The following is an 11111-nucleotide window of genomic DNA, read 5'->3' as shown; positions in this document are numbered from 1 at the left end:
CTCAGGGCTTGATGGTCGCCTCGATGCGGGTGATCTTCGGCTGCCCGTCGATCAGGCGCAGGCTGGCGACTTCCTGCATGCCGGTACTCATCTCGTGGCCGCCCATCGACAGGGTTTCCCGGGTGGTATCGGTGACCGTGGCACTCTGGCCGTCCTCGGCAATCTCGATCGATTCGATGTCCACCTCCATGCGGTAGCTGTCCAGCCCGCTCCAGCCCTGCTTGAGCAGCTGGCGGTACTGGGTCGCGTCCAGCTCCAGGCTGCCCTTGGGCGCGGAGATGTGGATGCGCACGTCCTCGCTCATATGCGCCAGGGTGGCCTCGATGTCGCGCTGCGTGGCCGCCGCGGTCATGTCAGCGTAAAGCGCGCGGATATTGGCTTCGGTCAGGGCCGGTTCGGCGTGGACCAGCGGGGCGAACAGGCAGAGCAGGGACAGCGCGAGCTTTTTCATCGACCTTCCTTGAATTGTCGCCTCCGAACTGAAGGCATGCCGCGATCCTAACCCGGCCGGAGCTGGTAAAAAAATCCCCACGGCCAGGAGCTGGACCGCGGGGACAAGGGTTGGCCGACAAAGGGCGGTGTCGGCCCAGGAGGTAGGGTTCAGGCGCTGGGCTGCCAGCCGCCGCCGAGCGCCTTGTAGATGGCGACTATGCCGCGGTACAGCTCGATCTCGGCCTGGGCCTGGGCATCCTCGGCGGCCAGGCGCTCGCGCTCGGCATCGAGCAGCACCAGGAAATCCTCGGTGCCCTCGCGGTAGCGCACCGCCGCCTGCTCGGCCGCGGCGCGGCTGGCCTCGACCTGGCGCACCAGTGAGACCAGGCGCTGCTGGCGCTTGGCGTAATCGCTGAAGGCGTTCTCCGACTCTTCCAGGGCCAGCAGCACCTGCTGCTCGTAGCTGGCCAGGGCGCCGTCGGCGTCGGCCTCGGCGCCGCGCAGGCGGGCGCGCACGCTGCCCAGGTCGAAGGCCGCCCAGCTGATGGTCGGCGCCACGCCCCAGGCATTGGCCGCCGCCGCACCCAGTTGCGAGCCGCGTCCGGCAGTAAAGCCGAGGAAGCCGGAGAGACTGACCCGCGGGAACAGGTCGGCGGTGGCCACGCCGACATTGGCGGTGGCCGCGGCCAGCTGGCGCTCGGCGACGCGCACGTCCGGACGGCGGCGCAGCAGCTCGGCGGGATCGCCGATCGGCAGTGCCTTGGCGATCACCGGCAGGGGCCGGGGCGAGAGGTCGACACTCAGCTGTTCCGGGCGCTGGCCGAGCAGGGTGGCGATACGGTGACGGGCACGCGCTTCCTCGGCCTGCAGCTGCGGCAGGCTGGCCTCGGTGGCGGCCAGGCGCGCATCGGCACGCAGCACGTCCAGCTCGCTGCCGATGCCGGCGTCGCGCAGCTGTTCGGTGAGGGCGCGCGACTGGCTTTGGTTCTTCAGATTGTCGCGGGCGATGCGTTCGCGCAGCTGCGCGCCGCGCAGGTTGCCGTAGGCGTCCACCAGCTCGGCGATCAGGCTCACCTGCAGCTGGTACAGCTCGGCCTCGGCGGCCTCGCTCTGCGCCTCGCTGGTCTCGATGCTGCGCTGGATGCGGCCGAACAGGTCGAGCTCCCAGGCCATGTCCAGGCCCAGGTCGTAGCGCTCCTGGCGGATGCGCTGCTCGCTGGTCGGCGGCTGCTGGGCCTTGCCGAACTCGCCGCTGGCGCGGCTGGTGATCACCGGCAGCTGGTCGTTGCCGACATCGTCACGGATGGCCCGGGCCGCGCGCAGGCGGGCGAAGGCCACACGCAGCTCGCGGTTTTCCTTGAGCGACTGCTGGACCAGCTGGCTCAGGGTCGGGTCGTCGAACTGCTGCCACCAGGCCGCCTCGAAGTCGGTGCGGTCGTAGTCGCCGGCCTCCAGGGCCTCGATGCGCGCCGGCGCGGTGTCCGGCGCCCGGTAGTCCGGGCCGACGGCACAGGCACTGACGGCGAGGGCGAGCAGGGCGGGAATCAACGGCTTCATGCATGCACCTCCTGCAGGCGAGCGGCTTTCTTCGCTTCGCGTTTCTCCACGAAGGCGCGGATCAGCACGTAGAACACCGGGGTCAGCAGCAGGCCGAAGAAGGTCACGCCGATCATCCCGCTGAACACCGCCACGCCCATGGCATGGCGCATCTCGGCGCCGGCACCGCTGGAGAGCACCAGGGGCACCACGCCCATGATGAAGGCGATGGAGGTCATCAGGATCGGGCGCAGACGCAGGCGGCAGGCCTCCAGCACCGCGCTGATGCGATCCAGACCTTCCTCCTGCTTCTCCTTGGCGAACTCGACGATGAGGATGGCGTTCTTGCACGCCAGGCCCACCAATACGATCAGGCCGATCTGGGTGAACACGTTGTTGTCACCGCCGGCCAGGATCACCCCGGTGATGGCGGAGAACAGCACGGTCGGCACGATCAGGATCACCGCCAGCGGCAGGCTCCAGCTCTCGTACTGGGCGGCCAGCACCAGGAAGGCCAGCAGCACGCAGAGCGGGAAGATGAAGATCGCGGTGTTGCCGGCGAGGATCTGCTGGTAGGTCAGCTCGGTCCACTCGTAGGTCATGCCGTTGGGCAGCTCTTCGTCGAGCAGCTTGGCAATCGCCGCCTCGGCCTGGCCGGAGCTGTAGCCGGGGGCTGCCGCACCGTTGATCTCGGCGGTGAGGAAGCCGTTGTAGTGCATCACCCGGTCCGGGCCCGAGGCACTGTCGACCTTGACGAAGGTGGACAGCGGGATCATCTCGCCACGGTTGTTGCGCACCTTGAGCTGACCGATCTGCTCGGGTTCCAGGCGGAACTGCTGATCGGCCTGGACGTTGACCTGGTAGGTGCGGCCGAAGCGGTTGAAGTCGTTGGCATACAGCGAGCCCAGGTACACCTGCATGGTGTCGAAGATGTCACTGATGGCCACGCCGTGAGTCTTGGCCTTCTCGCGATCGATGTTGGCATCGATCTGCGGCACGTTGACCTGGTAGCTGGTGAACACCGACATGGGGTTCAGCTCCGGCAACTGGCGCGCCTTGTTGAGGATGTTCTGGGTCTGCGCGTACAGCTCCTCGTAGCCCAGACTGCCGCGATCCTGGATCTGCAGGCGGAAGCCACCGATGGTGCCGAGGCCCTGCACGGGCGGCGGCGGGAAGATGGCGATGTAGGCGTCCTGGATCTCGGCGAACTGGGCGTTCAGCTCGGCGGCGATGGCGTTGGCCGACAGCGACGGATCACTGCGCTCGTCGAACGGCCTGAGCGGGGTGAAGACGATGCCGCTGTTCGGGCTGTTGGTGAAGCCGTTGATCGACAGGCCTGGGAAGGCCACGGTGTTCTCCACGCCCGGGTGCTTGCCGGCGATCTCCGACATGCGCTTGATCACCGCCTCGGTACGGTCGAGGGTGGCGGCGTCCGGCAGCTGGGCGAAGGCCACCAGGTACTGCTTGTCCTGCTGCGGCACGAAACCGGTCGGGGTGCTGGAGAAGCCCAGGTAGCCGAGCACCAGCAGGCCGCCGTAGACCAGCAGGGCGATCGAACTGCCGCGCAGCACGCGCTTCACGGTGCCGACGTAGCCATGGCTGGCGCGGTCGAAGAAGCGGTTGAACGGGTTGAACAGCCAGCCACCGAACAACTTGTCGAGCACGCGGGAGAAGCGGTCCTTCGGCGCGTGGTGATCCTTCAGCAGCACGGCGGCCAGGGCCGGCGACAGGGTCAGCGAGTTGAACGCCGAGATCACCGTGGAGATGGCGATGGTCAGCGCGAACTGCTGGTAGAACTGCCCGGTAAGGCCGGAGATGAAGGCGGTCGGCACGAAAACGGCGCAAAGAACGAGCGCTGTGGCGACGATCGGCCCGGTCACTTCCTTCATGGCCTGGCGGGTAGCTTCCACCGGCGACTTGCCGAGGCCGATGTTCCTCTCGACGTTCTCCACCACCACGATGGCGTCGTCCACCACGATGCCGATGGCCAGCACCAGGCCGAACAGCGACAGGGCGTTGAGCGAGAAGCCGAACAGGTGCATCACCGCGAAGGTACCGATCAGCGACACCGGCACGGCGGCCAGCGGGATGATCGAGGCGCGCCAGGTCTGCAGGAACAGCACCACCACCAGCACCACCAGCACGATGGCTTCGAGCAGGGTGTGCACCACCGCCTCGATGGAGCCGCGGACGAAGATGGTCGGATCGTAGACGATCTCGTAGTCCACGCCCTGCGGGAAGCTCTGCTTCAGCTCGGCCATGCGCGCGCGCACCGAGTCGGAGATCTCGATGGCATTCGAGCCGGGGCGCTGGAACACCGGGATGGCCACGGCCGGCTGGTTGTTCAGCAGCGAGCGCAGCGCGTACTGGCTGGAACCCAGTTCGATGCGCGCGATGTCCTTGAGGCGGGTGATCTCGCCGTCGTCGCCGGCGCGGATGATGATGTTCTCGAACTCTTCCTCGCTGACCAGGCGGCCCTGGGTGTTGATCGACAGCTGGAAGCTGTTGCCGGCGTCCGAGGGCGGCGCGCCGAGGGCACCGGCGGCGACCTGGCGGTTCTGCTCGCGGATCGCGGCGACCACATCCGAGGCGGTGAGGTTGCGCGAGGCCACCTTGTTCGGGTCGAGCCACACGCGCAGCGAGTAGTTGCCCATGCCGAACAGCTGCACGTCACCCACGCCATCCAGGCGCGCCAGCTCGTCCTTGACGTTGAGCGCGGCGTAGTTGGACAGGTAGAGCATGTCGTAGCGCTGATCCGGCGAGGTCAGGTGCACCACCATGGTCAGGTCCGGGGAGGCCTTGTCCACGGTCACGCCGAGGCGCTGCACCTCGGTGGGCAGGGTCGGCATGGTGCGGGTCACGCGGTTCTGCACCTGTACCTGGGCGTTGTCCAGGTCGGTGCCGAGGGCGAAGGTGATGGTCAGGGTCAGCTTGCCGTCGGCGGTGGACTGCGACGACATGTAGAGCATGCCCTCCACGCCGGTGATGGCCTGCTCCAGCGGCGAGGCGACGGTCTCGCCGATCACCTTGGGGTTGGCGCCGGGGAAGTTGGCGCGTACGACCACTGTGGGCGGCACCACTTCCGGGTATTCGCTGATCGGCAGCTGGAACAGCGAGATCGCTCCGGCGATTAGCACCAGCAGGGACAGCACGGCGGCGAAGATCGGCCGCTTGATGAAGAACTGGGAGAAGTTCATGGCGTTCTACCTCAGCCGCGCGGCGCGTTGCTGGACTTGGCGTGCTGTTCGGCCACGCGCGGGGCGTCGCGGCCGTCCACGGCCTGGCGCAGGCGCGCCAGCTGGGCGAGGGTGGCCTCGTCGGCCATCGGCACGGCCTGCGGATCGACGGTGGCGCCGGGCATGGCGCGCTGCAGGCCGTTGACCACGATCTTCTCGCCCTTGGCCAGGCCCTGACGGACGATGCGCAGGCCTTCCAGCTTCGGGCCCAGCTCGATGGCGCGGTACTGCACGGCGTTGTCCTTGTCGAGGACCAGGACGAACTTCTTGCCCAGATCGGTACCGACCGCTTCGTCCTTGATCAGCGCGGCCGGGTAGGTGCCGCTGCCGACCAGCTTGAGGCGAGCGTAGAGACCGGGGGTGAAGCGGCCGTCGCGGTTGTCGAACACGGCGCGGCCGCGGATGGTGCCGGTGCGCGGATTGACCTGGTTGTCGAGGAAGTCCAGCTGGCCCTCGTGCGGGTGGCCGGTTTCGCTGGACAGGCCGAGGTACACCGGGCTGGCGCCACGGGCATCGCTGCCGGCCTGGCGGGCCAGTTCGACGTACTTGAGGAACACGCGCTCGTCGGCGTCGAAGTAGGCGTAGACCTTGTCGGTGGAAACCACGGTGGTCAGCAGCGACTGGCCGGCGCCGACCAGGTTGCCCTCGGTGATCTCGGCGCGGCTAACGCGGCCGTCGATCGGCGAGGTGATGCGGGTGAAGCTGAGGTTGAGCAGCGCGTTGTCCAGCTCGGCCTGGGTCGCGGCGACCGCGGCCTGGGCCTCGGTGGCGGCGCTGGCGCGGGCATCGGCCAGTTCGGCGGAGATGGCGTTGCTCTGGCGCAGGCGCTCACCACGACGGGCCTCGTTGGCGGCACGGGTCTGGCTGGCGCGGGCCTGCTGCAGCTGGGCCTGCAGGCGCTTGACCTCGGCCTGGAACGGGCGCGGGTCGATCTGGAACAGCAGGTCGCCTTTCTTCACCAGGCTGCCTTCGTCGAAGGCCACCTTGTCGATATAGCCGGAGACGCGTGGCCGCACCTCGACCGACTCGGGCGCCTCCAGGCGGCCGGTGAACTCGTCCCATTCGTTGATCGGCTGCTCGATCACTTCGGCGACGCTGACCTTGGCGGCCGGCATCTGCTGGCTCACTTCCTCGCCCTTGCCGCAGGCACTCAGCAGCAGGGCCGCGGCAACGGCCAGGGGCAGGCGCCAGGAGAGATTGAATGACTGTTCCATGTTTGACTCCGCCAGTCGGATTTGTGGATGGGCGGAGTCTGCGCGGCGGAGTTTGAAGGCACGAATCGAACCATCCGAAGATGACTATCACGCGGAATGATGATTCATTCGTTCGCGTTGATAGTTGAGGCAGCGCCCGTGCCAGAGCGCCACCTGGGTCAGTTGAGGCTGTCCGGATCGCCGCAGAACATCTGGATGCGCGAGCGCAGCCAGCGCTCGGCCGGGTCGTTGTCCTGGGCGCCACGCCAGGCCATGTGCAGCTCGAAGGTGCGTGAGGGCAGCGGCAGATCCTCGGCACGCAAGCCGCCGGCGGCGGTGAGGGCAGCGGCGGTGTAGTCCGGTACGGTGGCGACTATGTCGGTGCCGGCCAGCAGGGTGCCGAGACCGTTGAACTGGGGTACCGCCAGGACCACCCGGCGCTTGCGCTCAAGCTTCTCCAGTTCCTCGTCGATGAAGCCGGTGAGGTCGCCGGCGAAGGACACCAGGGCGTGCGGGCGGGCACAGAAGTCATCCAGGCTGATCGCCCCGGGCACGCTGTCGGCACGCAGCAGCTTGGGTTTGCTGCGGCGCAGTACCTTGCGCTTGGCGTTGGCCGGCAGCTCCTCGGTGTAGCCGACGCCCACCGAGATCTCCCCGGAGGCCAGCAGCCCCGGCATCAACAGGTAGTTGGCGCGGCGCACCACCAGCACCACGCCGGGCGCCTCGGCGCGTAGGCGGCGTAGCAGCGGCGGCAACAGGGCGAACTCGACGTCATCGGACAGGCCGATACGAAATACCTGGCTGCTGGTGGCCGGGTCGAAATCGGTGGCGCGGCTGACGGCGGTGGAGATGGAGTCCAGCGCCGGGGAGAGCAGTGCGAAAATTTCGTTGGCCCGCGCGGTGGGTTCCATGCTGCGCCCGGTACGCACGAACAGCGGATCATCGAACAGGCTGCGCAGGCGGGCGAGGGCGGCGCTGATCGCCGGCTGGCCGAGGAACAGCTTCTCCGCCGCGCGTGTCACGCTGCGCTCGTGCATCAGCGTCTCGAACACGATCAGCAGGTTCAGGTCGACACGGCGCAGGTCGTTGCGGTTCATGTTCAGCTTCCATCCGGGAATCCGTGAAAGGTGCGGGTGCGGCGCGCCGGCGTCAAGCCCGGCGCTGAACCGGAAGCGCTGGCGGATCATCGCTATTTATGGTGACTATCGATAGTGGCGGGTAGTCTTGCCGGAAAAGCCCGTATAGAGTCCGTGGCCATAGAGATATGAAGGCGAGGTGTGTGATGTCCCGCATGATCCGTTTCCACCAGTTCGGCGATGCCAGCGTGCTGCGTCTGGAGGATGTGCCGACCCCGAAACCGGGGCACGACGAGGTGCTGGTGCGCACCCAGGCGCTCGGCGTGGGCTGGCGCGACGTGCTGTGGCGGCAGAACCTGGCGCCTGACCAGGCCGCGCAGCTGCCCGCTGGCGTGGGTTTCGAGCTGTCCGGGGTGGTCGAGGCCGTCGGTGCCGGCGTCGAGGATCTCGCCCCCGGCATGGCGGTCGCCAGCTTCCCGTCCTTCAGCCCCAACCAGTATCCGGCCTGGGGCGATCTGGTGCTGATGCCGCGCCGTGCCCTGGCCCGTTATCCGGATGTGCTCAGCCCGGCCGAAGCCGCCGTGCACTACTCACCCTACATGCTGGCGTACTTTGCCCTGGTCGAGCTGGCCGATGTGCAGCCGGGGCAGCGCGTGCTGATCACCGAGGCGGCCCACTGCCTGGCACCGCAGGCGGTACAGATGGCCAAGGCGCTGGGCGCCGTGGTGATCGCCGCCACCAGCGAGGGCGATACCCGGGCCTATCTACGCGAACTGGGTGCCGACAAGGTGATCGATACCGAGGAGCAGGACCTGGTGCTGGAGGTGGAGCGCTTCACCGATGGCAAAGGCGTGGAGGTGGTGCTGGACCAGTGCGCCGGGCCGCAGATGAAGCTGCTCGGCGATGTCGCGGCGACCCGCGGCAAGCTGATCCTCTACGGCGTCAACGGCGGCAACGACGCGGCGTTCCCGGCCTGCGCGGCGTTCAAGAAGCACCTGCAGTTCTTCCGCCATTGCGTATTGGACTTCACCGGCCAGCCCGAACTGGGTCTGGAACGCGACGAAGCGGCGGTGCAGCGTGCCCTGCAGCGGATCAACCAGATGACCGCCGACCGCCTGCTCAAGCCGAGTATCGCCAAGTCGTTTGCCTTCGAGGACTTCGTCGAAGCCAACCGTTTCATGGAAACCTGTCCAGCCGGTGGGCGGGTGGTGATGACGCTCGACACCTGACGCCAGGTGCCTGATTCTGCAAGACGCCGCCTCAGGGCGGCGTTTTCTTTTGCGCGGAGAATGTGAGTACAGGCTTGTATTGATAAATATTATCATTAAGATGCGCATCACGTTGCAGCCGAGGACAGGCCAATGGGGTCGTATCGCAGCTTGGGAGAACAGGGTACAGCCGCCTTGCGGCTGGCCGCGAAAATCCATCAACGGGCTCTGGAGAGCCTGTATGCCGAGCATCGACGCACCCTGACAGACGCCGCCCAAGGCGTACTCGGCTGTCGCGCACGTGCCGAAGACGTGGTGCACGACGCCTTCCTCAAGCTGTGGGAGAGCGGCGAGCGCCACGCCATCGAGGACCCGCTGCGCTACCTGTTCCGCATGGTGCGCAACCTGGCCATCGACCGCCTGCGTCGGCAGAACCTGGAGGGCCGCTACAGTGCCGACGAGGAGCTGCTCGACGAGCTGCCCGCACCGCAGTCCGGCCCCGAGCAGCGCGCCATCGGCCAGCTGGAATGGCAGCGTCTGCAGCACGCACTGGGCGAGTTGCCCGAGCGTACCCGTACCGTATTCACCATGAGCCAGCTGGAAGGCTACAGCCAGCGCGAGGTAGCCAGCCATCTCAGCGCCTCGCCAACCCTGGTGCATTTCCTCCTGCGTGACGCCCTGAGTCACTGCCGCAGCCGCCTCGAACCCGAGGCAGCCTGATTTCCGCCGTTCTGGACCCGCCATGAAACTGCTCAAGCTGCTGTTCCGCGACAACCGCCTGCCGCTCTCCGGCATCATTCTGCTCAGCCTTTGCAGTGCGATGCTCAGCGTTGGCGTGATCGCTTTCATCAACCTCAAGCTGATCCGCATCGACGGCGCGCTGGCGACCACGCTACTGAGCTTCCTCGGCCTGCTGGCGGCGCTGCTGTTGTGTTCTGGGGCAGGGCAGGTGGCCCTGCACACCCTCGGCCACCGCTTCGTCTACGGTCTGCGCCGCAGCCTGGTGCGGCGGGTGCTGGACACCGATATCGAGCGCCTGGAGCAGATCGGCGGCGCTCGCATCCTCGCCAGCCTGTCCAGTGACATCCGCAACATCACCATCGCCTTCGTCTACCTGCCGGAGCTGACCTACGGCCTGATTCTCAGCATCGCCGCCTTCACCTACCTGGCCTGGCTGTCGCCAGCGCTGTTCGCTGTCACCGCTGGCTGGCTGGGCCTGACTTTGCTGGTGGGCTGGTTCTTCGTCGGCAAGGTCAATCATCACATCCGCCTGCTGCGCGAGGCCGAGGACCATCTGTATCAGGACTACCAGGCGATCATCGACGGCCGCAAGGAACTGGCGCTCAACCGTGACCGCGCGCGGCTGCTGTATGACGAGGAGTTCGACCGCGACGCCCGCGCCTACCGCGACAACGTCACCCGCGCCGACATCTTCAATGGCCTGGCCGGCAACTGGGCCAACGCCATGGTGCTGGGCAGCATCGGCCTGGTGTTCTTCTGCGCCAGCGGCCTGGGTTGGGCCTCGGCTGAGGTGGCGGCGACCTTCGCCCTGACCGTGCTGTTCCTGCGCGCGCCGATGGTTGCCTCCGTAGCCGCGCTGCCCAGCCTGCTGGCCGCGCGTATCTCGCTGGACAAGCTGGAGACCCTGGAACTGGCCCCGGAAACCGCCGAGATCGCGGCGGTCGAAAGCCTTGGCGAGTGGCAGAGCCTGCAGCTGGCCGGCGTCGAATACCGCTATCCGGGCGAGGGCGACGAGGCCGGCTTTGATGTCGGCCCCGTCGACCTGGAACTGCGCCGCGGCGAGCTGGTGTTCCTGGTCGGCGGCAACGGCAGCGGCAAGTCGACCCTGGCGCGCCTGCTCACCGGCCTGCATCGCCCGGCCGCGGGCGAGATCCGCCTGGACGGCCGCGTGGTGCAGCCGCATGAGTGGCAGGCCTATCGCCAGCTGTTCGCCAGCGTCTACACCGATTTCCACTTGTTCGCCCGCCTGCTCGGCCCGGCCGGTGCCGAGGTCGAGGAGTCGCTGGTCGGGCAGTGGCTGGAACGTCTGCGCCTGCGCCACAAGGTGCGTTTCGCCAACGGGCGGCTGGCCGACACGCGCTTCTCCCAGGGCCAGCGCAAGCGCCTGGCGCTGATGCTGGCGATGCTGGAAGGGCGCGACATCCTGATTCTCGACGAATGGGCCGCCGACCAGGACCCGCTGTTCCGTCGCCTGTTCTACCGCGAGCTGCTGCCGCAACTGAAGGCCGCCGGCAAGACCATCCTCGCCATCACCCATGACGACCACTACTTCGACCAGGCCGACCGTCTGCTGAAGATGGATGGCGGTCGCCTCAGCGAGCTCACCGGCGAAGCCCGCGACCGTGCCACCCAGGACGCGGTGCGCGAGATCGGCGGCTCGATCCCCGCATAGCTGTTGATACCTCTGCC

General features: G+C 67.4%; 8 protein-coding genes. 3 read left to right on the top strand and 5 right to left on the bottom strand.

Annotated features, from left to right (window positions below):
• Nucleotide 1 precedes the first annotated feature (1 nt).
• From DMO17_RS14060 to DMO17_RS14040, 5 genes are all read right to left on the bottom strand, one after another.
• The gene (locus tag DMO17_RS14060) at nt 2-451 is read right to left on the bottom strand and encodes a YybH family protein (protein WP_110683118.1); all 450 of its coding nucleotides are present in this window, start codon (nt 449-451) and stop codon (nt 2-4) included.
• A 149-nt stretch (nt 452-600) separates the two neighbouring features.
• Entirely contained in the window at nt 601-1989 is a 1389-nt protein-coding gene (locus DMO17_RS14055; RefSeq protein WP_110683117.1) for an efflux transporter outer membrane subunit, read from the bottom strand.
• Nucleotides 1986-5165 carry an efflux RND transporter permease subunit gene (locus DMO17_RS14050; protein ID WP_110683116.1) on the bottom strand — a complete coding sequence of 1060 codons (3180 nt, stop codon included), beginning with the start codon at nt 5163-5165 and terminating at the stop codon, nt 1986-1988. Before DMO17_RS14050 ends, DMO17_RS14055 begins: the two co-directional genes overlap by 4 nt.
• A gap of 11 nt (nt 5166-5176) precedes the next feature.
• On the bottom strand, nt 5177-6418 hold the full coding sequence (gene mexE / locus DMO17_RS14045) for a multidrug efflux RND transporter periplasmic adaptor subunit MexE (RefSeq protein ID WP_110683115.1): 1242 nt from the start codon (nt 6416-6418) through the stop codon (nt 5177-5179).
• 158 nt (nt 6419-6576) lie between these two features.
• Complete coding sequence (locus tag DMO17_RS14040; RefSeq protein WP_110683114.1) at nt 6577-7494, bottom strand: LysR family transcriptional regulator; 918 nt, start codon at nt 7492-7494, stop codon at nt 6577-6579.
• A 185-nt stretch (nt 7495-7679) separates the two neighbouring features.
• Between DMO17_RS14040 and DMO17_RS14035 the strand changes: the two genes are divergently transcribed.
• The 3 genes from DMO17_RS14035 to DMO17_RS14025 all read left to right on the top strand — a co-directional run bounded on the left by DMO17_RS14035 (nt 7680) and on the right by DMO17_RS14025 (nt 11094).
• Nucleotides 7680-8702, top strand: a complete 1023-nt coding sequence (locus DMO17_RS14035) for a zinc-dependent alcohol dehydrogenase family protein (protein ID WP_110683113.1) — start codon at nt 7680-7682, stop codon at nt 8700-8702.
• A gap of 174 nt (nt 8703-8876) precedes the next feature.
• Nucleotides 8877-9401, top strand: coding sequence for a sigma-70 family RNA polymerase sigma factor (locus DMO17_RS14030; protein ID WP_258371551.1), 525 nt, complete (start codon nt 8877-8879; stop codon nt 9399-9401).
• 22 nt (nt 9402-9423) lie between these two features.
• Nucleotides 9424-11094, top strand: a complete 1671-nt coding sequence (locus DMO17_RS14025) for a multidrug ABC transporter permease/ATP-binding protein (RefSeq protein ID WP_110683111.1) — start codon at nt 9424-9426, stop codon at nt 11092-11094.
• Nucleotides 11095-11111 lie beyond the last annotated feature (17 nt).

This window comes from Aquipseudomonas alcaligenes, from assembly GCF_003205495.1.
GTDB classification, from domain to species: Bacteria; Pseudomonadota; Gammaproteobacteria; order Pseudomonadales; family Pseudomonadaceae; genus Aquipseudomonas; species Aquipseudomonas alcaligenes_B.
This window is presented reverse-complemented; position numbering and strand designations above follow the sequence as displayed.

Bases quoted from the DNA above. Each gene is read 5' to 3' on its own strand.
- DMO17_RS14060 (WP_110683118.1), bottom strand. From the start codon at position 451: ATGAAAAAGCTCGCGCTGTCCCTGCTCTGCCTGTTCGCCCCGCTGGTC.
- DMO17_RS14040 (WP_110683114.1), bottom strand. From the start codon at position 7,494: ATGAACCGCAACGACCTGCGCCGTGTCGACCTGAACCTGCTGATCGTG.
- mexE (WP_110683115.1), bottom strand. From the start codon at position 6,418: ATGGAACAGTCATTCAATCTCTCCTGGCGCCTGCCCCTGGCCGTTGCC.
- DMO17_RS14035 (WP_110683113.1), top strand. From the start codon at position 7,680: ATGTCCCGCATGATCCGTTTCCACCAGTTCGGCGATGCCAGCGTGCTG.
- DMO17_RS14025 (WP_110683111.1), top strand. From the start codon at position 9,424: ATGAAACTGCTCAAGCTGCTGTTCCGCGACAACCGCCTGCCGCTCTCC.
- DMO17_RS14050 (WP_110683116.1), bottom strand. From the start codon at position 5,165: ATGAACTTCTCCCAGTTCTTCATCAAGCGGCCGATCTTCGCCGCCGTG.
- DMO17_RS14055 (WP_110683117.1), bottom strand. From the start codon at position 1,989: ATGAAGCCGTTGATTCCCGCCCTGCTCGCCCTCGCCGTCAGTGCCTGT.